The following is a 23,959-nucleotide window of genomic DNA, read 5'->3' as shown; positions in this document are numbered from 1 at the left end:
GGGTCATGGCTATTAAGGACAAAGTGGGTAGTCAGAATGATCAGCTCATGGCCGCATCATGAAATCCTCCACCGGCTGTGAGAGCAACTCCCGCAGGGCCGGGCTTTCAAACTGGCGCCGAATGCTGATTGCATAGAATTCCTCATAGACCCCCGGTAGAGCTCCGTAATCAAAAAGATCTCCATTTCTGAGCTCATCCCTTACCACCACCGGGGGTAAAACTGCGAAGTGTCCGGAATCTCGGGCCAGCAGTCGCATCATGGCCATATCATCAACTTCTGCGACCAGCCTTGGGCGCACTTTGTGGTATTCACAGAGCTGATCAAAGGCTTGCCGGATATTGTTGTCAGCGCCTGGAACGATCAGGCTGCGACCTTCCAGAAAGTCCGGGAAGGTGACATTTTCGCCGGCTTCCGGCGGCCCGATAATGCTTACAGGCTGCTTGGATATCAGCTTTGAACGCCAGGGATTGGATTCATCACCGCGCACCGGCTGATTGGAAAGGATGAGATCAAGCCTGTGGGCGGACAAACGCCTGAGCAGCTCGTCAATATCACTGCTTTGCAGGCTGAACTCAAGGTTTTCGCGCCCCAGTAGCGGGTGGAGGAAAGCCTCCTGAAAGTTTCTGGACAAGGTTGCCACGGCTCCGATACGCAACGTCTCCCGATTTACCTGCGTTCCCGACGCAAATACTGCAGAAAGCTCTTCGCCCTGTCGGAAAATTTCTTCGGCATAGGAAAACGCCATCCTCCCCGCCTCAGACAACTTTAAGCGGCGACCCTCACGGATAAACAGATCGTGCCCAAGGCTTTCTTCCAGCTTGCGGATCTGCCCGGACAGTGCGGATTGTGAGATGTGCAGGGCGTTTGCGGTGCGTGTCAGGTGACCGGTACGGGCAACCATCCAGAAGTAATAAAGATGGTGATAGTTGAGTTTCATGTTCGGGGCTCTTTTTACCGTTCTTTAAAAGTGAACATTAAGTTCAGTATAAACCATTTTTTATATCAGTCTAATAGCGGCAAAGTACGTGGGAAGAAAGCACTCCCGGAAGTAAGTAAAGAGACATCAGGAGAAAAATACCCATGAATGACCTCGCTTTGTTTTTATCGACACTGGTTCTTGTGGCCTGGCTGGCGGCGCCTGCCGCTTTGTTAGCGCTTGCCGGTTTCAGTGCCTGGACCCGCAACCCGCTGAAGCTGAACCACTGCTGGCGCCTGGCGGAAAAGCTGCTGGTTTTCTCAATGGGTGCCACACTTTTGATTGCCGCAATGCTTCTTGTCGACTTACAGAGCGGTTCGTCGATTAGCTCGCTGACGGTTCCTGGTCGATGGCTGGGTTTGTTCCCCACGGGCGTGGCTGCCTGGATGGCGGTGATGGTCGGGTTTGTGGGCTGGGTAATCCTGCGTTTTTCCGAACGTTATCTCCGGGGTGATCCCGGTCGTGAGCGCTTCCTGCCCTGGTTTTTATTGACCATAGCCTGTGTACTGGTACTGGTTATGACCAACAACCTACTGGTGCTTGCCGGTGCCTGGGTTGGTGTGAGTATTTCACTGCACCAGCTTCTTACCCTCTACCCGGAACGGCCGCAGGCGCGGATGGCCGCCGTTCAGAAGTTCATTGTCAGCCGGGCAGGGGACGCGCTTGTGGTAGCAGGTGTGGTCATGCTGTACCTCCATCACGGCACCTTTTTCCTGCCAGATATGATCCAGGCGCAAAGCGCTTCGCCGTCGTCGTCCTCGACTCTGACTCTTGCCTCTGTGGCCCTGGCCCTGGCCGCCATTCTCAAGTGTGCCCAGATTCCGTTTCACGGCTGGCTATTGCGGGTCATGGAAGCACCGACCCCGGTATCCGCTCTGTTGCACGCAGGGGTCATCAACCTGGGCGGATTTCTCTGGCTGCGTCTTTTTCCGGTGTTCGACGGTTTCACGGCCGGGCATCTGATTCTTCTGACCATCGGCGGGCTTACCGCAGTAATCGCAGTATTGACCATGATGACCCAGTATTCAGTAAAGCACGCCCTTGCGTGGTCTACCTGCGCGCAAATGGGGTTCATGCTCTTTGAAATCGGTATGGGAGCCTACACTCTCGCTCTCTTGCACCTGTTGGCACATTCACTATACAAAGCGCATTCGTTTCTCGCCTCCGGCAGAACCGTCAAAGCGTCTGCGGTTGGTATCTTTGCCCAACAGCGTTCTTCGGCAAGGCTGTTATGGGCACTTCTGACTGGTGGTTTGGCAGCGCTGATCCTGCTGCAGGTTCCCGGCCTGGTGGAAGGAAACCTGGTGTTTGGCGCCTTGCTGGTACTCGCGGTATCAAGTGCGGTGATGGCCGTGCCGGCGGGTGCGACCCTTGTATCAAAAACCCGAATTGCCGTGCTTGCACTGCTTCTGGTTCCTGCTTATGGCGTGCTCCATGCGCTGGTCGGCCCTGCCGTGCCTGAGCATGCAAACTTCGAGGCTCCTCTGGTCGCCTACGCCATTGCGCTTGGCCTCCTGATTGCGCTGGTCACTGTCTCGGGATTGATAATGCAGGGTGGTCGTAACCGGTTTACGAGCAACCTGTGGCGTCACTTCAGCAAGGGTCTTTACCTCGAACTGATGTTTGACCGGATTACCCGTCGCCTGGCGTCCGAAGCACTGAACGCCCCGGGCATCCTCAAGAGAATCCCCCATCATCCGTTTACCGTGGAGAAAAGATCATGATGGAGTCCAACGCAGCTGTATCTGCAACCGTTATGGATGAGACTGACTGGCAGACCGCCATAACACGAGCCTGCGGACTGATTGCACCAATCTGGCCGCTGGATCAGTGGATTGCCGTCAACCCTTTCTGGGGGCTACGCGACCAACCGGTAAAGCGTGCCGAGCAATTGCTGGAGCAAAGGGCGGGCTTTTCATTCCTCATGCCCGTGGCGTTCTACCGGGAGGCCTGGGAGGGCGGCAGGATTTCCGATTCAGATCTGCAGGCAAGCCTTGAAGAAAGCCAAGAAGAAAGCGGCACTGCATCCGGAGTTCAGCCATTGTTTGATTTGCTGAAGCGCGGAGAGACTGCCAGAGAGCCCTTGGGCTTCTCAATTCTTGATGTGTTTCCGGAAAATGCCGAAGGCGTCAAAGCGGCGGATGCGGTATGTGATGAGATCGGACGGCTATGCGGCGCTTTCTTCGACGCGCGTCAGGCCCGCTGGTCATCAGATTCCAGCCGGCACGGCCAGAAAGGGTTCTTTGAGTTCTGGCTGGAGGCCGCCCAGCAGGACCTTTCACTGGATTATAGAACAGGCATTGCCGGAGCTCGAAAACGGATCAAAGCACTCCCTGTGAGCCGGACAGAAGCGGTAGAAAGAGCTGTTGGCCTGATTAACCTGAATGCTGACGACCTGGAGATGCTTTGCCATAACCTGTTGATGCGTTTGCTTGGCTGGGCCTCGTGGAGCAGTGGCATGGACTGGCGCGCAGGGCTTGCTGGCGATGACTCCGACGCGAGGGAATCTCTGCTCTCCGTATTGCTGGTATGGGAGTCTGTTGCTATTGAGTGTGCCGCGGCGGATCAGGTTGCAGCCAGAGCAGAAGCATGGAAAAAAATTCGCCAGACAGTAAAGGTTAACGCCTTCGATGGCGGCAGTGTTGTGGATGCTGCGAACGACCCTGAAGAAAAACTGCTGTGGATCTGGCAGCGTGCATACGAGATTGGGTACCAGCGCAAGCTTGTGCAGATACTGGGTGAGAACTCTCGAAAAGATGTCGACAGAGACGCCGGTGCCGAACTGAAAGAAGCTGGAGCGGACGTTCAGGCGGTTTTCTGTATCGATGTGCGCTCTGAGGTTATGAGACGCCATCTGGAAAATGACAACCCGAAGATACAAACGCTGGGCTTTGCAGGTTTCTTTGGTTTGCCGGTTTCACATCAAAGCCATGGCCCCTTTTCAGAGGTGCAGAGATTACCCGGGCTGCTGGCACCTGCGTACCGTCTTATCGACACCGAGGGCAGTTTCGAAAGCGACAATGCGTTGAATCGCGAACTTGATCAGCGGGAAATAACCCGCGAATCCGTACGCAACGCCAAATACAGCAGTCTTTCGACCTTTACTCTGGTGGAGACAACGGGCCTTGCATGGGCCTGGAAGCTGTTCAAAGACAGTCTCCATCAGAAAAAACATCGGAAGCCTGAAAAGCCCGGTTCGCTTGCAGGGACCCTGGTGCACCATCTCGGAGGCGACCCTCTGGCAACACCCGAGAAGGTTAAGCTGGTTGCAGGCTTTTTGCAGGGAATGTCACTGACCGGCAACTTTGCTCCCATACTCATGTTTGTTGGCCATGGCACACAAACAGACAATAACCCCAACCATGCGGGTATGGCCTGTGGTGCTTGCGGTGGCCAGAGTGGCGGTGTAAATGCGCGGCTGGCTGCTGCACTCTTTAATGAAGTGGAAGTGCGCGAAGGACTGGCTGCAGAGGGCATTCATATACCGGATTCAACCTGGGCTGTGGCGGCAGAGCATTGCACGGTAACGGATGAAATCACGATATTTGATCAGGAGTCGGTACCTGCATCTCACCAAGTATTGCTTGCAGAGTTGCAGGCCTCTTTTCTCAACGCCGGACGAGAAGCAAGAAAAGAAAGAGCTACACCGTTGAAGCTCAATGGGCTTGACGACAAAGAATTGCTGGCGGCCATGCACAAAAGAGCCGTGGACTGGTCCGAGGTTCGGCCAGAGTGGGGCCTTGCAAACAATGCCGCCATCATATTCGCAAAGAGGGATTTAACCCGGGGGAAAAACCTCGCGGGCAGGGTTTTTCTCCATGACTATGACCCTGAGCTGGACACCGGAGGCCAGGTTCTGGAGGCACTGATGTCGGCGCCCATGATGGTCGCTAACTGGATCAACCTGCAGTATTTCGCGTCGGTTACGGTTCCTGAAGTCTATGGTGCAGGAAACAAGCTGTTGCACTCAGTGGTGGGCGGAAACCTTGGTGTTATCGAAGGAAATGGCACAGATCTGCGTATTGGCTTGCCACTGCAGTCTGTACACGATGGTATCTACTGGCGCCATGAACCGCTTCGTCTCACCGTGCTGATTGATGCGCCGAGAGAGCGCATTGAAGCAATTGTTGAACGCCAGCCGGACATTGCACGGTTAGTAAATAATCAATGGTTGTGGCTGCACAGAACACTGCCCGGGGGCGGGCAGGAGCGGTTTGATAAGGGCGTTTGGCACTGCTGCTCAGGTTAATCCTGAGCAGCGTTCAGAACATCCGGCTTTTTCAGAGCTTTCTGAAAGAGATCTTTGTCCTCGGCGATGGCCATGGCGCACTTTTCGGCCATATCATCGCCCAGGCCTTCAACCTTCCGCGCCAGAAAAACCTGAATTTCTTCCGCCAGTTCCAGTATTTTATCCCGGGCATCGGCGTCTGCTTTTGATGTGAAAAGCATGGTGTCAGGGTTTTTTAATGCCATATCCAGGCCGTCCCTATCGGAAAAATAGACTGCTTGTACCGCCATGGTCATTCCTCGCAGTGAATGTCTGCTTTACTGTATAAAAACACAGTGTATCTGACTGTCACTGAGAAATATACCCAATTGCAGTAAAAGCAATCAGTCCGCCCGGAGGGCTATTAAATAACGCCTGTTAATAACGTAACAGTGCTGAACCCCAGGTAAACCCGCCGCCAAACGCTTCAAGCAAAATAACTTCATTGCGCTGGATACGCCCGTCTCTTACGGCAACATCCAGAGCCAGAGGAATAGACGCAGCGGAGGTATTACCATGTTCGTTGACAGTAACGACCACCTGGTCCATCGACATATTCAGCTTTTTTGCGGTGGCGGAAATGATCCGAAGGTTGGCCTGGTGGGGCACCAGCCAGTCGATATCAGACTTTTTCATCTGATTTGCAGCAAGGGTCTCGTCCACAATCTTGCCCAGGGTATTCACGGCAACCTTGAAGACTTCATTACCTTTCATTTCCACGAAGGCCAGCCCGGCTTTTACCTGATCGTAGCCATCGGCAATGCCGCAGGGAACATGGAGGAGTTTTTCGTACTTACCGTCTGCGTGAATGTGAGTGGAAAGTATTCCGGTCTCTTCATGCGCTTCAAGAATCACAGCGCCCGCGCCATCCCCGAACAGCACGCAGGTGCCTCGATCTGACCAGTCTATGATGCGGGAGAAAACTTCGGCGCCGATAACCAGCGCTTTTTTACTGCTGCCGGTCTTTATGAACTTGTCAGCAACCGAGAGAGCGTAGACAAAACCACTGCATACCGCTTGTATGTCGAAAGCGGGGCAGCCACGGATACCAAGCCTGGCTTGCAGAATGCAGGCAGAACTCGGAAAAATCTTGTCGGGAGTGGAGGTGGCAAAAATGATCAGGTCAATATCGCTGGCATCAATGCCAGCAGCTTCTATGGCATTTAGAGCAGCCTGTTCGGCCAGATCTACAGTTGTCTGGCCCTCCACGGCAATATGCCGTTGTTCGATTCCGGTGCGCTCACGGATCCACTTGTCTGTGGTGTCGACCATTTTTTCAAGGTCTTTATTGGAAACAATATTCTCTGGCAGGTAAGAACCAGTACCGGCAATGCGTGCAAAGGTCATTCGCGAAAATCCCACGGTGTATCCGATTGGGGAGCAATGTGCATTTACAGTGGCCTTTTGATGTCTCGGGCACTTAATGCGTTTTAAACGCTCCTTGGCTTTCGATCATGCTATACCTCTGAACCATTGTCTGTTATTAGCGGTTTGTCAAAGACGCCAATAATAATGCAACTTGACGACGGCCTTAATGCAGCCGTCGCTAAACAGAATAACCGTGGTGACTCGTACTATGCTGAAGTCACTATTCAATGAAATTTGCCTGGCTGGCGATTAATGGCGAGAGCTTGATATTCCAGTGCGCCATTCCACTTTTGCTGTACACGTAATGCCCGCTTAGAGATTTGACCTGTGGTATGCGATCTGGCTTTATTCCGTTGAGAATCAGCGATGCTAACCGGGCACCGGTAACACCCTCCTGGTACGCTGAAATTGTAAAGCCACCCAGAGCTTCCTGCGCCCCGATAGAGATGTCCCAGAATGAAAAAATCGGGATCGGTGAGCTGATGTACGCCTGATTTATCAGCTCTTTTGGCTGTATGTAGTTATTTTCAGTGTCCCTGATTGTATGGTGAGTGCCTACAATTATGGCGTCGTACTCGATGTATGCTGTTTCTGCTGTGCTCAACCAGGTTTCTTTGTCATTGGTAAGCACGATATCGATTCGAGAGCCGTAAAGCTCAGCCTGGCGCTTGTCTCCAAAGTAGTCATTGACCGCATTGCGCATGGTAATCGAGTCATCCATCAGAATTAAAAATCGCTCTCTTTGCCGCAGAACCTTGCGCAAATGACGGATGCTTTGCTCAAAAAATGGACGCTCCAGAACTCCTGTGACCAATGGGTGTTCGAGGGCAGGATGTTGCACGGTGGTGCCGTTTACACCGAAAAAAACAACCGGGATATTCTGATCGACAAGATGCTGTGCCATCAGTGAGAAGGCATTGTCATCACCCAGGATGGCAACATCCGGTTTGATTTCGGCCACCGACTTTTGAATGCTAGCAACCTGTTGTGCCCACTCAGACTTCGGCAGGCGTTTGGTATCCAGAGCCAGAACGTGGATATCATGTTCTGCTCCCAGTACCGATTCGATGGCAACGAGATAGTCGGCATCCCATTTATATTCTTTGTGATAGCTTTCTATGACGACCACGGTCTTGCTGAAACACAACGGGCTTACGAGGAGTAAGGCTAGAATAAGCAGACGCATGTAATGTCCTTGTTTTTGTTTTGGGTATGGAAAGGGTTGTTGGCCCAATGCCTGACAGCAAGAAGTGCACCATACCGCTAGGTGTTTGTTATTTATTATTTTTCATCTTTTATGACAAGCCGGCGTGTCCGATTTGTCAGACACGCTTGTATGCTTTTCCGGACATCTGTGATCAGGTGACCTGATTTCCGGACGATGCATGGTTTTCAGCCAGTACCCAGCAAGGAGACTTTTATGAATTTGCGTGAGAAATTACTGGAACAACTGGGCATTGCTCACCCGATTGTTCAGGCACCGATGGCCGGTGTAGCAACGCCCGAACTGGCTGCTGCCGTGACCAACTCCGGTGGGCTGGGTTCCCTGGGAATCGGAGCCAGCACACCAGCCCAGGCTCGAGCGATGATCGAACAGACCCAGTCTCTGACCTCCGGGCCTTTCAATGTGAATGTGTTCTGTCATCAGCCTGCGCGTCGTGATGCAGCGTTGGAGATGGGCTGGGTGCAGTATCTGGCACCTTTGTTCGCTGAAGCGGGTATAGAGCCACCGGATGCACTCAGTGAAATCTACACATCGTTTGTTGAAGACGACGAAACGTTCCAAATGCTGCTTGAACTTAAACCGGCGGTTGTCAGCTTTCACTTTGGTATTCCATCGCCGGAATGCCTTTCTGCACTGAAAGGGGCAGGGGTCTTTACCATGGCGACGGCTACGAGCCCGGGTGAGGCCGCGAAGATTGAAGCCGCTGGCATCGATGCCATTGTGGCACAGGGAATTGAAGCCGGCGGACACAGAGGGATTTTCAATCCTGAAGTAACAGATGAAGGCCTGAGCACTTTGGCTCTTGTCCGGTTGTTATCCCGCCAGACAACCCTGCCAATCATCGCAGCGGGCGGAATCATGGACGGTTTCGCAATGAAAGCGGCGCTGGCATCCGGTGCGGCTGCGGTTCAGCTTGGGACAGCATTTGTTCTGTGTCCCGAGTCCGCCGCAAATGAAGCCTACCGGGCGGCACTGAAGAGCGAGAGGGCATCGGAAACACGATTAACCAAAGTGCTCTCCGGCAGGCCGGCGCGTGGGATCGTCAATCGGCTCATTTCGTTCGGTGAAGCCAAAGGCAGCCCACCGCCAGCGGATTATCCGCTAGCTTACGACGTAGCCAAGCGCCTCAATGGTGCGGCTTCCAAACTCGGAAGCCATGAGTTCGCCGCGCAATGGGCCGGGCAGGGCGCGCCCTTGGCGCGTGAGTTATCGGCAGCGGATTTGGTGGCATTGATTCTGGAGGAGAGCGTATCATAAATGATCGACAGGTCAGCAATCTCGCGGGATGCACATGACAGTCATAAAGCTTACTTGAGGCTGTTATAAGCCTGGAGAATCCGGATGAGTTTAAAGATTGGTATTCTGGCTGCCGGTATTACCCCGGACGACCTGCTTCCTGAATTCGGTTCTTATGCCGATATGTTCAAGCGCCTGTTCAGGCAGGCCGGCTTTTCGTTTGATTACCTTACCTTCGACGTTCGCGACAACGATTTTCCGGCCTCCGCCAGGGACTGCGATGCCTGGGTCGTGACAGGATCAAAAGCCAATGTGTACGAGGACTTGCCCTGGATGCGGCGACTGAAATCGCTGATTCTTGAGATTTACAACGCAGATCTACCCACGGTGGGTATCTGTTTTGGTCACCAGATCATTGCTGAGGCTTTTGGGGGCGACGTCAACAAAGACCCTAAAGGTTGGGGCGTTGGGCTGCACCGTTACGAAATGGTCCCTGGAGGAGGACCTGGGGCGGGCATGACCGGGTTCACTCTCAGCGCGATGCATCAGGACCAGGTTTTGGTAAAGCCCGATTCAGCGAAGGTGTTGGCCTATTCGCCTTTCTGTCCTTTCGCAGCGCTGCAGTACGATGACCGCATCCTGACCTTCCAGGCGCATCCAGAATTTGACGTCACCTTTGAAACGCGTCTTGTAAAGTACCTGAGCGGTAAATCAGTCCCGGAAGAAAAGGCGGATCAGGCATTGGAAGGCCTGGAGCAGCCTGCGGCTGCTACGGATTCCATTGCCATTGCACAATGGATGGCGGGCTTTCTGCAGCGTGAGAACTCTCCTCGGCACATGCCCGCCAGTGCTAAAAGCTGTTAGCGGGATGCGTAACTGGCGCCCGAGGGCGCCAGAACCCAGTCCGGATCGTCCTAAACCCCTTGATTGCCCCCGCTAAGATCGGAAAAACAGTCATCCAGAATATCCATACTCTCATCAATCAACGCATCGCTGATCGTCAAGGCCGGCAGAAAGCGAATCACGTTGCCGCGAATACCGCAGGACAGCAGAATTATTCCCGCTTTGGCAGCCTCGGAAACCACGGCTTTGGTCAGTTCCGGATCGGGTCGGTTAACATCACCGTCAACCACCAGTTCCATAGCAATCATGGCACCCAGATTGCGCACATCTCCGATGCGCTGAGGGAAGCGTGATTGCAGTTGCCTGAGGCGGCCTGTGAGCCTCTCACCAACCTGCAGCGCACGCTCACACAATTGTTCATCTTCGATTACATCCAATACGGCAAGTGCAGCTGCACAACCGATTGGCGAGCCGCCGTAGGTGCCGCCAAGACCGCCCGGGGCCGGCTGATCCATAATCTCAGCCTTGCCCACAACGGCTGCGATCGGGAAGCCGCCGGCAATGCCCTTGGCCATGGTCATCAGGTCTGGCTCAACGTTGGCGTATTCGATTGCAAACATCCGGCCGGTGCGAGCAAAGCCGGTCTGGATTTCATCGACAATCAGCAGGATGCCGTGATCATCGCAGCGCTGGCGCAAGGCCTGCAGGAATTCCGCGGGGGCATGGTAGAAACCACCTTCACCCTGAACAGGCTCGATAATAATAGCCGCGACCCGGTTCGGCTCGATATCACACACAAACAAATCATCAAGGGCTTGTAGGGACTCTTCAACCGAGACGCCGTGATAAGCATTGGGGAAGGGCGCATGGTAGATCTCGCCCGGGAACGGACCAAAGCCGACCTTGTAAGGCTTAACCTTGCCCGTAAGCCCCATTGTCAGGTTGGTACGGCCATGAAAACCGCCCTTGAAGGCAATAACGCCGGGGCGCCCGGTGTATGAACGGGCAATTTTCACGCAGTTTTCAACCGCTTCTGCGCCGGTGGTTACAAAGATACTTTTCTTGGGCGTATCGCCTGGCGCAATCGCGTTGAGTTTTTCAGCCAGTTGAACCGCGGACTCATAGGGCGTGACCATCAGGCAGGTATGGCTGAAGCGCTCTACCTGTTCCTGAACGGCTGCCTGAATGCGCGGGTGGCTGTGGCCGGTGTTATTGACGGCAATACCCGCACCCAGATCGATAAAACGGTTGCCTTCGACATCCCAGATTTCAGCATTGAGCGCTTTGGCCACGTAGACCGGGTGCAACGCCCCCTGACCCTGAGCCATGGCTGCGGCGCGGCGGTGATGCAGAGATTCATTGGACATGAGCTCGTTCTCCATATTTTGTGTGGCGGTTCAGCGGATGCCGCCCATGCACAGGTATTTGATTTCAACAAAGTCATCGATGCCGTAACGCGAGCCTTCACGGCCAATGCCTGATTCCTTGATGCCGCCAAAAGGCGCGACTTCTGTGGAAATAATGCCTTCGTTGATTCCGACCATGCCGTACTCAAGAGCTTCGGCCACACGCCAGACCCGACCGATGTCGCGGCTGTAGAAATAAGCGGCAAGGCCAAAGGGCGTATCGTTTGCCAGCGCTACGGCTTCTGATTCATCGCTGAACCGGAACACGGTCGCGACGGGGCCAAAAATCTCTTCCGTTGCGATAGACATGCTTGTGGTCACGCCAGTCAGCACGGTGGGAGGAAAGAAGTTCGGGTTGTCGGGGATGGCGGTATTCTGCTGGGTGATCGTCGCACCCTTGGCAAGCGCATCGTCGACCAACCCGTGTACTTTGCTGACGGCTTTATCGTTGATCAGAGGGCCAATGGTAACGGCTTCACCGAAACCATCGCCTACGGTGAGGTTCTGCACGGCAGCGTTGAGCTTTTCGATAAACAGATCGTGAACGCCATCCTGAACCAGAATGCGGTTGGTACACACGCAAGTCTGGCCTGCATTGCGGAACTTGGAGGCCATTAACCCTGCGACGGCTGCGTCCAGGTCGGCGTCATCAAAAACAATAAATGGCGCGTTGCCGCCCAGCTCTAACGAGACTTTCTTTACCGTATCCGCACACTGGCGCATCAGCAATTTGCCGACCGGTGTAGAGCCCGTGAAGGAGAGCTTGCGCACACGGGAATCTTCACACAGTGTGCGGCCAACTTCCGGAGCCTGAAGCGTAGTCACAACGTTCAGAACGCCCGCTGGAATACCGGCCTGGCGGCTCAGTTCTGCCAACGCCAGCGCGCACAATGGGGTATCTTCACCCGGCTTGATGACTACGGTGCAGCCCGCTGCCAATGCTGGGGCAACTTTCCGGGTGATCATGGCAATAGGGAAGTTCCAGGGCGTGATCGCCGCCACCACACCTATGGGCTGCTTGATGGTTACCAGCCGCTTGTCCGGGCCGTGGGCGGGGATAACGTCGCCGTAAATACGCTTTGCTTCTTCTGCAAACCACTCAACAAAGGACGCCCCGTAGGCTACTTCACCCTTGGCTTCGGCAAAAGGTTTTCCCTGCTCACTGGTCATAAGGGTGGCAAGATCATCCTGATGCGCAAGGATAAGGTTGAACCAGTTGCGCAGAATAATGGAGCGCTCTTTGGCTGTAAGGGCTTGCCAGGGTTTAAGTGCTTTTTCTGCTGCGTCGATCGCGGTGCGGGTTTCGTCTGCTCCCAGATCCGGAACGGAGCCAAGTGTAGCGCCGGTGCTGGGATTGAAAACGGGAAACGAACGTAATTTATTGGCCTGAACCCACTGTCCATCTATAAAAGCGCGATCACGGAACAGGTCGGGTTGGTTCAGTTCTAACGTCATACAGTGCTCCAAAACATGCAGAAAAATGGGACTCATACAGTTGCGTGATGGTAAGGCCGGGTGTTTGTGTGATAAATGTGATTGATCAGGCGCACACGTTGAGAGCTATCAAACAATGAAGAAAGATCTGAAGATCAGGCTGGGGCAGGTGGGCGATTATGAGATTCGCCTGCTCAAAGTGTTTGAGGCAGTGGTAGAGAGCGGTGGATTTTCGGCAGCGGAAGGTGAGCTGAATATTGGCCGTTCAACAATCAGTACTCACATCGCAAACCTGGAAGAACGTCTGAACCTTAAGCTCTGTTTTCGCGGCCGAAGTGGGTTCTCGCTTACAGAAGAAGGGGCTGATGTTTACGAACTGATGAAGACACTGCTTTCGGCTCTTGAAGGTTTTCGCTCAGGTGTGAATGCCCTGCATGTAAGTCTCACCGGTGAACTGCGTATTATTGCCAGCGATACCATCTGCATGGACCCGCAATCCGGGCTCTCGGAGGCCATAGCCCGATTCTCCAAAGCCGCGCCCGATGTCAATGTGTTATTGGATGTCAGGTCGCTGAGCGATATCGAACGAATGGTTCTGAACGATGAAGCAGATATTGGACTTATCCCGCAGCATCGTCAGCTTTCCGGGCTGGATTACCGCCCTCTGTATGTAGATGACTGCCACCTTTACTGCAGTCGCACACACCCGCTTTACAATGCAGATCCATCGCCCCGGCTGCTGGATCAGATCCTTTCCAGCAAGGTGGTTCACGCGGGCATCCACACCAGTCCGGAAGTCGGTGCCCAGCTGGCGGATATGAACAAGGCGGCGATTTCCTATTTCTACGAAGCGCGACTCGCGATGATTTTGTCCGGCGCATACATCGGATTCATGCCAGACGCCTACGTTCAACGCTATGTAGATGAAGGGGGCCTGCGCGCTCTGGTGCCTGAAATAAAAAAATATTCCCTGGAAATCTGCACCATTACCCGCACCTATGGCAGAGCCAAGCGAGCGCGGGAACTTTTTCTTGAGCATTGGACAGTTACGTGAGATGGATGTTATTGCCCGGGTTCTGCCAGTCAGGCCAGCCAGGCCAGTATCTGATCGTGCACCACCTTGTTGTCGAGTAAGTCCAGGTGATTAAGATTTTCGAACACGCGACAGTTTTCGGGGCGTATGGAGAGCCTCTTTAAATCATCAGAGTGATGTCCTTTGGCGCTATCCAGCCGAACCAGGAGATCGCCGACCATCATGCTGGTAAAGCCCGATACGTTCTTACCAATGGCTGCGGCTATAAAAAAATGTCGTGTGCCTGCTAGCAGTGGAACCGGCTGGCGATAGTCCGGATGGAAGTCGTCCTGATCGACGCCATCCCAGTCCTCGTCCAGTAAGTTGCCGTGTCGCAGGTCCTTGATGCCTGCGCTGGTATGTTGGCCAACAGCAAAAGGGCTGGCGTAGCGGAATTTCTTCATAACGAAGGTCAACATGTTTCCGGCTTTGGCGACGGCTGAACCATGATGAGGCGACCCCAGGTAAAGCGCATTCTTCAAAAGCTTTGCCCAGGGCAGGCCGAGTTTGCTGCTGTACCAGCAGGCGCTACGAATAACGAGCCCTCCCATGCTGTGGCCAATCAGGGTAAGCTCCTCGACCTTAACCGGCCACAATTCAACTAAATTGTGAAGAAGTTGGCTCAACTCCCTGCCATTGCTGGAAATATGCCTTCCCGTATTGTAGTTCAGGTACAGCGGCGTGAAGCCATGCTCCCGATGCAACTCCGTACCCAGATTCCCTTCATTGTGTCCTTGCCAATACTCATGGGAGAGACACAAACCGTGAACCAATACCACGATTTTTGAGCTGGCATCCGGAATCTCGGCACAGGCATTCCCTGAGCCTGGCCGCACCTTCTCTCCGTTGCGATTTCGAAAATGCATGGAAATCGCCAGAGGATTGTTGGTGGCTTCCAGATGATCGCCGCATATGCCGTTCAGAGCTGCTGCAACCTTCACACTGTTTGATGAGTTCAGGATATCTTCTTGTGCCGAGAACTTATCAAGAGACCAATGCACCCCCTGTTGCAGCAACGAGGTGGTCGACTGAATTATCTGGTAAGTCCTGCCTTGTTGCTTCTCCTCTGGAGGTACTCCTGCCACGTCACGCAGTCGATTCAGCGGGTTCACTTCCCTCGCAACAGTGCGATGGGTTCTTTCGACAATCTGAGTAACGCCACTGGTAACATCCAGGAGCAATTGAGCTGAACCATGTATCGATTTGATTGATACCATTTTACTGTGCTCCAGAAGTCATTCAGAACGTTCTCATCATAGGATAGAAAACTATCCGGTAAATCCTGACGCACGCAAATGGCCCGTTTTACGATAATTGGCGGCAGCTCGGCATAAATGCCACTTTTCCAGCGTGGATGACAAGAACCAAAGCGCAAATTCAATACTTTCAAAAAAATACAATTATTGGTATATTGTTCAAATATGAACAGAGTTCAGTGAGGTGGGCACCATGACAGCTGTAGTTGAGCGTAAAAGCGCGGCAGGTGATCGCGAAGCAGAGAAAGGGCGCGTAGCGCTAAAGGGATTCTTTCGGGTAACGGAAGAGTGGGGGTGTAATGCTGAGGAGCGCAGCAAACTTCTTGGCGGTCCATCCCGGACAACACTCTATAACTACGCAAAGCTTAATCCGACCAAACTCTCCAATGACACAATGGAGCGCATCAGCTACGTGCTGGGTATATACAAGGCTCTTCAGCTCCTGTACCCGACTCATGAACGAGCGAATCGAAGGATCCGCCTGAAAACGTCTGAAGTGCCGTTTGGCGGTAAGTCTGCAATGGATTTCATGACGCAAGGCTCGATGATGAATCTTATGTTGACCCGCCAGTATTTCGATGCCAAACGGGGGTGGTAATGTTCTCCACCCCTCCACTTCACCTCCCGGGGTGGGATACCTACCGAATCATCCCGAGCCATTATCCGCCCATAGACCTTTTCGAGCGCATCTATGAGCCGGACGAATTTGAGCTGGCCTTTGAAATTGAGGGCATGACAAATCCCCGGCTGCGTGATCAGGCAGGGGATATAGAGCTGGTACAACCTGACGACCGTATCAGCGGCCCTGGCAGTACGCCGGTGATGGCGTCGTTCACGCACCTTGGCTTTGGAAGCCGCTTCGCGGACAGGCATTTTGGCGCCTATTACGCGGCCAACACTCTCGAAGCAGCGATCCGGGAGACCGTTTTTCATAAAGAGCGAGAGATGGCAGCGGCTAATGAAGATTCTATAGCGCTCACCATGAGAGCTTACGTTGGTAAGGTTGCATTGGAGATGCACGACATACGGGGGCCAGAGTTTGCAGACCTGCATCATCCGGATCCGGATGATTATGCCTTGAGCCAGAAGTTTGCCAGCCGTTGGCGCAGCAAAGGATCAAATGGATTTTTGTATAAAAGTGTCCGGCACCCGGGCAGCGAATGTATCGCCGCATTTAAACCAAAAGCTGTCTCCATTCCGGTGCAAGGGGCACATTTAAAGTACTTCTGGGACGGGGATAAACGACGTATTACTCACTGGGCGGAAATAGGGGAGGCGCACTCCCTGAACGGGCGCTGAGCGCCCCTCAACGAAATCAGAAAGTTTCCGGATTGGCCTCTGATCATGCGTTCTGCGGCAGCTTCGTATTGACGTTGGTGTCAAAACCCATACACTTTTCAGTCTTGAAAGCAAAAACCCAGAGCTTGTTGGAACTGGTTATGAGTAATGCATAGCTTCGAGTTAACTTTCTGGGAATTAACCTTTAATGCAAGAAAAAGTTATCCTCATCCGTGACTTTCTTAACAACGCAAGAACGCGTTGCACATACAATGCAGCGGCTAAAGCACTGGGTATCAAACCGGCTGAATTCAAGAAATTGCTTGGCGATCGTACACCAGAAAACTCCTGGTTTGTAAATACGGGTGCCGGAGAGCCAGTAGGGTACGCTGACAACGAAAAACACCCTGACCTTTACCGTACCAAACGAATTATCAAATCCGCAGAGGTTCTGACCAGAAATCTCGAGTTGTGAAAACTAAGCAATCCTCACCGCTACCCGTGTGCCATTAAACGCTGCATTACCGGTCAGAACGTCAATGCGCTGTGAGTCGGTTATATCATTCATGCTGACCCCTGGCTGTGATTCTGCAACAGTCATAGCGGTGTTGGCCCGATTGTGTCCCCATCCCTGCGGGACGCTGATTACCCCCTCAAATATATCGTCGTCGATCTCCACAGGCAGTTGAATTTTACCGGTGGATGAAACGATCAGCGCGATTTGACCGTCGGAAATACCCAACTTTTTAGCATCAGCAGTATTCATCTGAACTGTGCATGGATTTTTACCTTTGACCAGCCGGTGGGAATTCTGGGTCCAGGTGTTGTGACTGCGGGGCAGACGGCGGCTGATCATGGAAAACGGGTAGTCGCAATCCTGTTCAGGGTTCAATATTCCGGATTCGTTCAGGCGTTTGAGATCATCCAGATACAGTTGCGGTGCAATGCGTATCAGGCCGTCGTCGGTCTGGATTCGTTGCTCCAGGCAAGGCTGCAGTGGCCCGAGATCCACACCGTGTGGACTGTCTTTGAGCTTGCTCAGGCTCATTCCCTTCGCACCATAGGTGCCGTGCTTCAGGCCGGCATCCAGCATCATCTCCGGCGTCACCCCGTCGTCGTCCCGCCCGGTCAGATGCAGGCCGAGATCGCGAAGAATTTCCCAGTCATGTTTCTGGTCGGGCGATTTCTCGAACATGGGCTCAGAGAACCTGGCTGTATTCCGCACGGCAAACGAATTGAAGAAAACGTCGAAATGGGGAACTTCCAGGCCGGTTGTAGCCGGCAGAATGATGTCCGCATGACGTGTGGTTTCGTTCAGGTAGATGTCAACTGAAACCATGAATTCCAGGTTATCGAAAGCCTCTTCCAGACGTACACCTCCGGGCGCGGAAAGGACGGGATTACCAGCGATGGTAATCATGGCTCGAATCTGACCTTCGCCGGGCGTCAGAATCTCATCGGCCAGGGTCGCAACCGGGAATTCATTGTTAAAGTAAGGCAGCTTTCTTACGCGGGACTCATAGCGGCCGTAGGAACCGGGTTTGCCTTTTTTATCCCGCACCAGATCCAGCGCGGGCTGAGGGAACATGGCTCCGCCCCGGCTATCGAAATTTCCGGTCAGAATATTCAGCACGTTGTTCAGCCACTGGCAAAGACCACCAAAAGACTGAGTGGAGGCACCCATCCGGCTATAGCAGACTGCGCTGTTTGCTGCAGCCATATCGCGTGCAAGCTCCCGAATGGTAGCGGCATCCATACCGCAGGTACCGGCTACGTTTTCCGGTGCATAAGGCTTTACTGCCTCTGCGAGGCTTTCCAGCCCGTGAATCCTGGATTCCAGATGGCCAAGATCAATCCGTTGTTCGTCAAACAGCGTGTGCGCGAGGGCAAGCATGAAAAGAGCGTCTGTTTCGGGCCGGATGAACAGGTGCTGATCGGCTTTTTTGGCGGTCTCGGTGCGCCGGGGATCCACTACCACCACCTTTCCGCCCCGTTGCTGAATCGCCTTCAGGCGCTTACCAACGCCCGGTGCCGTCATCAGGCTGCCGTTGGATACAATAGGGTTGGCTCCGATAATCAACATGAAATCTGTATGATCGATGTCGGGAATGGGAATGAGCATGCCGGCCCCAAGCATGTAATTGGAGGCCACATGATGGGGCAGCTGGTCGGCGGATGCGGAGCTGTACCGATTGTTGGTACCCAGAGCCTTGAAAAAGCGCGGCAGCATGATGGCGTTGCCGAAATTGTGGGCGTTGGGATTGCCAAGATACACGCCGACCGAATCCATGCCATTTGCCTGCTGGATATCGCGGAAGCGAGTGGCTATTTCCGAGAAGGCCTCATCCCAGCTGATTTCCTGCCAGCCATCTGGAGTGCGTCTGACGGGTTTTCTCAGGCGGTCTTTGTCCTTGTAAAAATCCTGGAGTGCAACTGCTTTAGGGCAAATATGACCACGACTGAACGGATCGTCGTGGTCACCCTTGATCGACAGAATCTCTCCGTCCTTATGTTTGATTTCCAAGCCGCACATGGCTTCGCAGATATTACAGGTACGATAGTGGGTCTCGGCTTCGCTCATAGAAAAAGACTCTGTCGTGAATATTGTCGTTATTTGAATCCCAAGTGTGGCATAAACGACAAAAAAATCAGACGGTCATAATTCACATATATCTGGCCGATTCCGCCAAAAATAACGTTACTGACGGTTTGCGTTCAGTACCTGCCGTTCCAGTTCGGCGGCGAGTGGGGCTTCCAGCTTCAGGGCGTTGGCGAGTTGGTCCAGCCAGGCGCGCTCCATAGGATTTTGTTCATCAATCATTGCTGCGCTCACTACATAGATCTCTCGGCTTGCCTGCGGAGAATCTGATTGATTGGCTAGAGCCTGCGCATCCAGAGGTGCATCAAACTGGGACTGAATCCAGGCGTGGAGCTCATCGTCCGGGCCCAGACTTTCGATTTTCTGGGTAAGCAGGGTGCGCTCGTTGCTGTCGATGTGGCCGTCGGCCCGGGCCGCCATGATCATAGCCTGGAGAATTTCCAGCCCCCGCTGCTCCTGCTCGCGGCCCTGGAGTTGTTCCAGCGGCTGGCCTTCCCGGGTGTTGTTGGCCATTTGAGTTCCGGCCTGTGCAGGCGATTGTGACTGGTAGTTCTGGTAGGCCTTCCACGCCAGAGCGCCAACGCCCGCTACGGCGCCATACTTGAGCGCTGTGCCGCCCATTTTGCGGCCTCTTTTGGAGCCCAGCATCAGCCCGAGCGCGCCGCCGCCCAGAAGGCTTTTAACGTCAATGCCTCCGGTTCCACCGCCGCCACTATCGGTGCGGGCTCCGCCGGACTGGCTCATCAACTGCTGGAGAATCTTCATGGCATTCATCAAATCACTCCTGGTCCGTGAGGGCTGCCTGCCCGTTAGGTTTCTGCTCGGTCATATAGAGTTCGCAGAATATGACAGCAACAGGCGACAGTAGTTCAGGGCCAGCGGGAATTAGCGCGTGCATTTTTCGTTGTCATCGTCCGATCAGTGATGCACACATCAACGAAGTTTTACCGGAACACGGCAGTTCCGCTATCGAACTTGAGATCGAAGATCAATTCGCCACGGGAGGTAAAACGATAGAGCTGAATATCCCCAAGAAGCACAATAAATTCGGCCTCCTGTGACCCTTCACAAAACATACTGGTCGTGGCAATTTTCTCGAACGAAATTGATTGGCCAACAGCTTCATAACCACCACTGATTTGATTACAGTCAGTCGTCGCTGAAAAACGTCCGTCTTCAGTAAAAGAGAGGGTGAATATGTCAGGTTGGCGGGGTTCGATCTGGCGCCCGTCGCTGTAAAGTGCAGCAATCCAGATCCATTCCTTCATGGTAAGAGACATTCGAGATGGATCGGCCTCGCCTTCAAAGTCACGTTCCACCACCCCAAATTGAAGAGTATCGGGATCAAGCTTAAGCAAAACACTTTTACCCATCGACGGCTGCGCTGACATTGGTTCGCCTGGCGCGCGATCAGCATAGTTCACGACGATAACATTCTGGTGGCGTGGATTGGGACTGAGTTCAGTCGTCTGCGGCGCGATACGATCGCCAAGCGGATAGGCGTGTGAGCCAACATATCCTTCTGCAGTATAAAGCGCAGCAACGACGTAGAAGAAAACGCCTGAGCCGCCTGATTCTTGAGTGAGTAGAAAAACAATATCATCACGGCCATCACCATCCAGATCAGTCGTGACTTCATTGCCGAAGTAGCGAGTGGTGATCTTCGATGCGGAGCCCGGAGCTGATGCCGTCTCAGCGACGCCATCATGTAGCTTTACGCGCTGCCCGTCGATGACGTATTCAGCATCCTTGGCATGCACCGAAGAGGTGGTCTGCTTCTCGCTGTCTATGCCGGTATTAAAAGCAAAGCAGCCTGCAACCGTGGCTGCTGTCATTCCGAGTACAAGGAGGAGAGATTTCATAGTCATTGACATGTACACACTAGATGTTGGGTGGGGGCAAGCATCCAACGCCCCCACCAATGCCTATGCAGGCGTGACACCCGGCGCCACAGCAGCGCTGTTATTGAACCAACTCGATCTCGCTCGGACGCCAGGTCTTGTTAATCCAGGGCTCAAGTGGGCCGTACATCCGCAGGATCGCGAACCAGCTTTTTCCTGGCAGGGTCTGCAGCCAGTTGCCTTCTTTTCCTTTTGGCGCCTTTGGCCCGAAATAGAGATCGTAGGAACCATCCGCATTCTTTTCAAAGCTACTGTCCTGACTGCCGAGCGTCGGGAACGGTTGAGACGTCTGCAGCAGTGAACGTGTCTGGGTATCGTAGATGGTGACGGCCCAGAAATTGTTCACCGGCACGTTTGGCGGCAGGTGCAGTTTGTAGCTTTTGGAGCCGTCAAACGCCTTCTTGTTGGCATCCAGATAGGCAATGCCGTAATCGGAACCAGCGCCCGCTCGTGTCATCGCCATGGCCGGAGTGACGCCGGTGGCGTTAAAATAGAACAATACCCGTGCATCGGGGTTCATGGCGCCATCAGCCGTGAACGAGGTGTTTTTGTTCGCGTAACCCATGGTCCAGGCGCTGTGAGTATCGGGATAGATTTCCACCCCATCGATACGAGGCTGGTAGGTGATGGCACGTGCGGTGGCGGCGCCTATGTCAGCGGCCTCAGCCAGTAGCTTCTGCATGCGCGCATCGGGCTCGAACGGTTGGCCCTTGACGATACCGATGGCAGCCAGAGTGCCGCGCACCTCGGGCCCGATGGCATCGATCGGCTCTTCCTGCACAACCTGGTTCAGACCTTCATAAAAACCCAGATCTCGGGTCACGACCGTGTTGTAGCTTGTGCCGGAGAAATTGACGAACTCTGTAGCAGGCGGATTGTCGACCTTGGACAGGGGATAAATCTTGAGTTGGGATTTGATATTTTTGACAGCTGGCGCCAGACCTTTGGCGATGGAGCCGCGCAAGAACATCAGGTTATGGTAAGTGGGCATCTTGACGACGAAATAACCCTCAGGCACCTCACCGTCGTAGCCCGGAGGCAAGAGCAGATACTTACCGCCTTTTCCTTTGTCCGGACCGGGCAACCCCATGTTTTCGATATAGCGAAACCAGGCGTCGTCCAGAAAGCCGAGCATGCCTGGTGGCAATTCGACCACCAGCGCACCGTCGACTTTCAGGTCGAGATAGGTCAACGCATACAAAGTGGAGGTATTACCGGTCAGGTACAGGGATTCCGGCTTGAGCAGTTGCTCGGTGATGCTGACTTTGTTTGACGTCGCGCCGATGGCTGCATTGCCTTTGCGCATTGCAAACAGCGAAGCGGCACCTTGATTGTCGAGGTACGCCTCGACTGCCCGCATGCGATCAAGGTTGTCATACACTCTGTCGATGGTGGCGTCGGTGGGGACGCCATCGAAGAATTCCAACGTGCCAATAGGCGTCTCGAGTGTGTCTGGAATGGAGATGGACTCCAGCTCAGCCTTCGACACCTCGGCTGACGCAGGAAGGCTAGCGACTGCCATAACAATTGTTGTTGCGATAATTCGGGTGATCATTTCGTTACCCCTTTGGAGTTGCTCTCTACCAACTCAATATCACCGGGACGCCAGGACTTGTTGATCCAGGGCTCCATTGGTCCGTACATGCGCAGAATGGCAAACCAGCTCTTTTCCGGAACGGTTTGCAGCCAGTTGCCTTCGCGCCCTTCAGGTACTTTCGGTGCAAAATAGACGTCGTACGATCCGTCGGGGTTCTTCTTGATGCCGCTGTCCTGGCTGCCCACTGTCGGGAACAACTGGCCGGTTTGTAACTGGGTACGCGTTTGTGTGTCGTACAAGGTGACTGCCCAGAAGTTGTTCACGGGAACGTTCGGTGGTAGATGCAACTTGTAGGTCCTGGCGCCATCGAACGGCTTGTCATCGCTGTCGAGCATGGCGAGTGCGTAATCAGAGCCTGCACCTGCGCGGGTAAGCGCCATCGCTGGCGTTACGCCCCCGGCGTTGTAATAGAACAGAACACGCGCATCGAGGTCCATCACGCCGTTTGCCTCGAAAGACGTATTCTTGTTTGCATATCCCATAACCCAGTTGCTATCGGAATCCGGATAGATATACACACCATCGATCCGCGGATCATAGGTAATGGAGCGCCCTGCCGCGTTGCCCAGCGTTGCGGCCTCGGTAAGCAGTTTCTTCATCCGCTCATCAGGATTGAACGGCTTGCCTTTGACGATTCCGATGGCGGCCATATTACCGCGCACTTCCGGCCCGATAGCGTCGACCGGCTCTGCCTGAACGATAGTGTTCAATATTTCATAGTATTCCAGCGTGCTCGGGAAGATGGTGCTGAATGAGCGCCCGGACATGTTCACGAACTGCGTCGGTTCCGGGTTGTCCTTGTTCTTCAAAGGATAAATTTTCAGTCCGGCTTTGAAGTTGTCGGCTGCAGCTTTAAGGCCATCTTTGATCGAGCCGCGCAGGAACAGGAAGTTCTTGTTGGTGGATGGCTTGAGTAGATAGTAGCCGTCCGGTATCTCGCCCGTGTAACCAGGAGGCAGTACGAGGTACTTGCCACCCTTGCCCTTGTCGGGCCCGGCAGCGCCGATGTCACCGACGTAACGCTGCCAGGCATCGTTCAGAAAGCCAAGCATGCCAGGTGGAACCTCAATAACAGTTGGTCCGTCATTTGCGAGATCAGTAGGGGCATAGGCATACATCGTCGATGTGTTCGACGTTATGACCGGTGTTCTTGAATCCATTAACTGCTCCCAGAGAGCAATCTTGTTGGGCGCATCGGCCCCCTGCTGGGCCATGCCAAGCAGTACGGCGTAGATGGATACAGCACCTACATTATCCAGGTACACACCCAGCGCACGTGCACGGTTCAGATAGTCGTAGACCAGATCATTGGTGTCGCCGATCGGTACGCCATCGAAGAACTTTAGTTCGCCAGCGACCGTCTGTACCTTGTCAGGCATCGACGCCGCTTTGGTTTTTGCCATTTCCCTGGCGCTGTCTGCCTGTGCCGTGCCGACGTTAAATATCAGTGCGGTTGCGAGAACCGATGCGATCGCTGGCTTTTTCATTGTTCTTTCCTT

20 protein-coding genes are annotated in these 23,959 nt (G+C 53.8%); 8 read left to right on the top strand and 12 right to left on the bottom strand.

The window, feature by feature from the left end; all coding sequences use genetic code 11:
* Nucleotides 1–45: 45 nt before the first annotated feature.
* Entirely contained in the window at nucleotides 46–939 is an 894-nt protein-coding gene (locus ACN0RL_RS05830; RefSeq protein WP_417514637.1) for a LysR family transcriptional regulator, read from the bottom strand.
* 143 nt (nucleotides 940–1,082) lie between these two features.
* Between ACN0RL_RS05830 and ACN0RL_RS05825 the strand changes: the two genes are divergently transcribed.
* Nucleotides 1,083–2,702, top strand: coding sequence for an NADH-quinone oxidoreductase subunit L (locus ACN0RL_RS05825; protein ID WP_417514635.1), 1,620 nt, complete (start codon nucleotides 1,083–1,085; stop codon nucleotides 2,700–2,702).
* Nucleotides 2,699–5,227 (top strand): YbcC family protein, encoded by a 2,529-nt coding sequence (locus ACN0RL_RS05820; RefSeq protein ID WP_417514633.1) that lies wholly within the window; start codon nucleotides 2,699–2,701, stop codon nucleotides 5,225–5,227. The genes ACN0RL_RS05825 and ACN0RL_RS05820 overlap by 4 nt, the downstream gene beginning before the upstream one ends.
* Here the strand turns inward: ACN0RL_RS05820 and ACN0RL_RS05815 are convergent.
* From ACN0RL_RS05815 to ACN0RL_RS05805, 3 genes are all read right to left on the bottom strand, one after another.
* Complete coding sequence (locus ACN0RL_RS05815) at nucleotides 5,224–5,496, bottom strand: YebG family protein (RefSeq protein ID WP_417514631.1); 273 nt, start codon at nucleotides 5,494–5,496, stop codon at nucleotides 5,224–5,226. The genes ACN0RL_RS05820 and ACN0RL_RS05815 overlap by 4 nt on opposite strands.
* 127 nt (nucleotides 5,497–5,623) lie before the next feature.
* Nucleotides 5,624–6,592, bottom strand: a complete 969-nt coding sequence (locus ACN0RL_RS05810; RefSeq protein WP_417514629.1) for a beta-ketoacyl-ACP synthase III — start codon at nucleotides 6,590–6,592, stop codon at nucleotides 5,624–5,626.
* 241 nt (nucleotides 6,593–6,833) lie between these two features.
* Entirely contained in the window at nucleotides 6,834–7,799 is a 966-nt protein-coding gene (locus ACN0RL_RS05805; protein ID WP_417514627.1) for an ABC transporter substrate-binding protein, read from the bottom strand.
* Between the two features lie 240 nt (nucleotides 7,800–8,039).
* Here ACN0RL_RS05805 and ACN0RL_RS05800 point away from each other — a divergent pair, with 240 nt between their 5' ends.
* Together ACN0RL_RS05800 and ACN0RL_RS05795 are read left to right on the top strand one after the other, a co-directional pair.
* A complete protein-coding gene (locus tag ACN0RL_RS05800) occupies nucleotides 8,040–9,095 on the top strand; it encodes an NAD(P)H-dependent flavin oxidoreductase (RefSeq protein WP_417514742.1) in 1,056 nt (351 codons plus the stop codon).
* 84 nt (nucleotides 9,096–9,179) lie between these two features.
* Entirely contained in the window at nucleotides 9,180–9,938 is a 759-nt protein-coding gene (locus tag ACN0RL_RS05795) for a glutamine amidotransferase-related protein (protein WP_417514625.1), read from the top strand.
* Nucleotides 9,939–9,988: 50 nt separating this feature from the next.
* On the opposite strand, the gene gabT is transcribed toward ACN0RL_RS05795, so the two are convergent.
* Both gabT and ACN0RL_RS05785 read right to left on the bottom strand, forming a co-directional pair.
* Nucleotides 9,989–11,284 (bottom strand): 4-aminobutyrate--2-oxoglutarate transaminase, encoded by a 1,296-nt coding sequence (gabT, locus tag ACN0RL_RS05790; RefSeq protein ID WP_417514623.1) that lies wholly within the window; start codon nucleotides 11,282–11,284, stop codon nucleotides 9,989–9,991.
* A gap of 30 nt (nucleotides 11,285–11,314) precedes the next feature.
* Nucleotides 11,315–12,778, bottom strand: coding sequence for an NAD-dependent succinate-semialdehyde dehydrogenase (locus ACN0RL_RS05785; RefSeq protein WP_417514621.1), 1,464 nt, complete (start codon nucleotides 12,776–12,778; stop codon nucleotides 11,315–11,317).
* 115 nt (nucleotides 12,779–12,893) lie between these two features.
* Between ACN0RL_RS05785 and ACN0RL_RS05780 the strand changes: the two genes are divergently transcribed.
* Complete coding sequence (locus ACN0RL_RS05780) at nucleotides 12,894–13,811, top strand: LysR family transcriptional regulator (protein ID WP_417514619.1); 918 nt, start codon at nucleotides 12,894–12,896, stop codon at nucleotides 13,809–13,811.
* A gap of 29 nt (nucleotides 13,812–13,840) precedes the next feature.
* On the opposite strand, the gene ACN0RL_RS05775 is transcribed toward ACN0RL_RS05780, so the two are convergent.
* Nucleotides 13,841–15,046 carry an esterase/lipase family protein gene (locus ACN0RL_RS05775; RefSeq protein WP_417514617.1) on the bottom strand — a complete coding sequence of 402 codons (1,206 nt, stop codon included), beginning with the start codon at nucleotides 15,044–15,046 and terminating at the stop codon, nucleotides 13,841–13,843.
* A 232-nt stretch (nucleotides 15,047–15,278) separates the two neighbouring features.
* Between ACN0RL_RS05775 and ACN0RL_RS05770 the strand changes: the two genes are divergently transcribed.
* From ACN0RL_RS05770 to ACN0RL_RS05760, 3 genes are all read left to right on the top strand, one after another.
* The gene (locus tag ACN0RL_RS05770) at nucleotides 15,279–15,683 is read left to right on the top strand and encodes an antitoxin Xre-like helix-turn-helix domain-containing protein (protein WP_417514615.1); all 405 of its coding nucleotides are present in this window, start codon (nucleotides 15,279–15,281) and stop codon (nucleotides 15,681–15,683) included.
* Nucleotides 15,683–16,384: an RES family NAD+ phosphorylase gene (locus ACN0RL_RS05765; RefSeq protein ID WP_417514613.1), complete on the top strand. Its 702-nt coding sequence runs from the start codon at nucleotides 15,683–15,685 to the stop codon at nucleotides 16,382–16,384. The genes ACN0RL_RS05770 and ACN0RL_RS05765 overlap by 1 nt, the downstream gene beginning before the upstream one ends.
* A gap of 187 nt (nucleotides 16,385–16,571) precedes the next feature.
* The gene (locus ACN0RL_RS05760; RefSeq protein ID WP_417514611.1) at nucleotides 16,572–16,838 is read left to right on the top strand and encodes a hypothetical protein; all 267 of its coding nucleotides are present in this window, start codon (nucleotides 16,572–16,574) and stop codon (nucleotides 16,836–16,838) included.
* A 3-nt stretch (nucleotides 16,839–16,841) separates the two neighbouring features.
* Here ACN0RL_RS05760 and ACN0RL_RS05755 read toward each other — a convergent pair whose 3' ends face one another.
* The 5 genes from ACN0RL_RS05755 to ACN0RL_RS05735 form a co-directional block, all read right to left on the bottom strand.
* On the bottom strand, nucleotides 16,842–18,944 hold the full coding sequence (locus tag ACN0RL_RS05755) for a molybdopterin-dependent oxidoreductase (RefSeq protein ID WP_417514609.1): 2,103 nt from the start codon (nucleotides 18,942–18,944) through the stop codon (nucleotides 16,842–16,844).
* A gap of 117 nt (nucleotides 18,945–19,061) precedes the next feature.
* Nucleotides 19,062–19,736 (bottom strand): tellurite resistance TerB family protein, encoded by a 675-nt coding sequence (locus ACN0RL_RS05750; protein WP_417514607.1) that lies wholly within the window; start codon nucleotides 19,734–19,736, stop codon nucleotides 19,062–19,064.
* A gap of 170 nt (nucleotides 19,737–19,906) precedes the next feature.
* On the bottom strand, nucleotides 19,907–20,797 hold the full coding sequence (locus ACN0RL_RS05745; RefSeq protein ID WP_417514605.1) for an META domain-containing protein: 891 nt from the start codon (nucleotides 20,795–20,797) through the stop codon (nucleotides 19,907–19,909).
* Nucleotides 20,798–20,924: 127 nt separating this feature from the next.
* Complete coding sequence (locus ACN0RL_RS05740) at nucleotides 20,925–22,418, bottom strand: DUF1254 domain-containing protein (protein ID WP_417514603.1); 1,494 nt, start codon at nucleotides 22,416–22,418, stop codon at nucleotides 20,925–20,927.
* On the bottom strand, nucleotides 22,415–23,947 hold the full coding sequence (locus tag ACN0RL_RS05735; protein WP_417514601.1) for a DUF1254 domain-containing protein: 1,533 nt from the start codon (nucleotides 23,945–23,947) through the stop codon (nucleotides 22,415–22,417). The genes ACN0RL_RS05740 and ACN0RL_RS05735 overlap by 4 nt, the downstream gene beginning before the upstream one ends.
* Between the last annotated feature and the right edge of the window lie 12 nt (nucleotides 23,948–23,959).

The organism is Marinobacter sp. (genome assembly GCF_048259445.1).
Lineage (GTDB): Bacteria > Pseudomonadota > Gammaproteobacteria > Pseudomonadales > Oleiphilaceae > Marinobacter.
Note: the sequence above shows the minus strand (reverse complement) of the source record. Positions and strands in the feature narration are given on the sequence as shown.

What these genes read in the sequence shown, in the direction of transcription:
- ACN0RL_RS05830 (WP_417514637.1), bottom strand. Translation starts at nt 939, where the DNA reads ATGAAACTCAACTATCACCATCTTTATTACTTCTGGATGGTTGCCCGT.
- ACN0RL_RS05825 (WP_417514635.1), top strand. Translation starts at nt 1,083, where the DNA reads ATGAATGACCTCGCTTTGTTTTTATCGACACTGGTTCTTGTGGCCTGG.
- ACN0RL_RS05820 (WP_417514633.1), top strand. Translation starts at nt 2,699, where the DNA reads ATGATGGAGTCCAACGCAGCTGTATCTGCAACCGTTATGGATGAGACT.
- ACN0RL_RS05815 (WP_417514631.1), bottom strand. Translation starts at nt 5,496, where the DNA reads ATGGCGGTACAAGCAGTCTATTTTTCCGATAGGGACGGCCTGGATATG.
- ACN0RL_RS05810 (WP_417514629.1), bottom strand. Translation starts at nt 6,592, where the DNA reads ATGACCTTTGCACGCATTGCCGGTACTGGTTCTTACCTGCCAGAGAAT.
- ACN0RL_RS05805 (WP_417514627.1), bottom strand. Translation starts at nt 7,799, where the DNA reads ATGCGTCTGCTTATTCTAGCCTTACTCCTCGTAAGCCCGTTGTGTTTC.
- ACN0RL_RS05795 (WP_417514625.1), top strand. Translation starts at nt 9,180, where the DNA reads ATGAGTTTAAAGATTGGTATTCTGGCTGCCGGTATTACCCCGGACGAC.
- gabT (WP_417514623.1), bottom strand. Translation starts at nt 11,284, where the DNA reads ATGTCCAATGAATCTCTGCATCACCGCCGCGCCGCAGCCATGGCTCAG.
- ACN0RL_RS05785 (WP_417514621.1), bottom strand. Translation starts at nt 12,778, where the DNA reads ATGACGTTAGAACTGAACCAACCCGACCTGTTCCGTGATCGCGCTTTT.
- ACN0RL_RS05780 (WP_417514619.1), top strand. Translation starts at nt 12,894, where the DNA reads ATGAAGAAAGATCTGAAGATCAGGCTGGGGCAGGTGGGCGATTATGAG.
- ACN0RL_RS05775 (WP_417514617.1), bottom strand. Translation starts at nt 15,046, where the DNA reads ATGGTATCAATCAAATCGATACATGGTTCAGCTCAATTGCTCCTGGAT.
- ACN0RL_RS05770 (WP_417514615.1), top strand. Translation starts at nt 15,279, where the DNA reads ATGACAGCTGTAGTTGAGCGTAAAAGCGCGGCAGGTGATCGCGAAGCA.
- ACN0RL_RS05765 (WP_417514613.1), top strand. Translation starts at nt 15,683, where the DNA reads ATGTTCTCCACCCCTCCACTTCACCTCCCGGGGTGGGATACCTACCGA.
- ACN0RL_RS05760 (WP_417514611.1), top strand. Translation starts at nt 16,572, where the DNA reads ATGCAAGAAAAAGTTATCCTCATCCGTGACTTTCTTAACAACGCAAGA.
- ACN0RL_RS05755 (WP_417514609.1), bottom strand. Translation starts at nt 18,944, where the DNA reads ATGAGCGAAGCCGAGACCCACTATCGTACCTGTAATATCTGCGAAGCC.
- ACN0RL_RS05750 (WP_417514607.1), bottom strand. Translation starts at nt 19,736, where the DNA reads ATGAATGCCATGAAGATTCTCCAGCAGTTGATGAGCCAGTCCGGCGGA.
- ACN0RL_RS05745 (WP_417514605.1), bottom strand. Translation starts at nt 20,797, where the DNA reads ATGACAGCAGCCACGGTTGCAGGCTGCTTTGCTTTTAATACCGGCATA.
- ACN0RL_RS05740 (WP_417514603.1), bottom strand. Translation starts at nt 22,418, where the DNA reads ATGATCACCCGAATTATCGCAACAACAATTGTTATGGCAGTCGCTAGC.
- ACN0RL_RS05735 (WP_417514601.1), bottom strand. Translation starts at nt 23,947, where the DNA reads ATGAAAAAGCCAGCGATCGCATCGGTTCTCGCAACCGCACTGATATTT.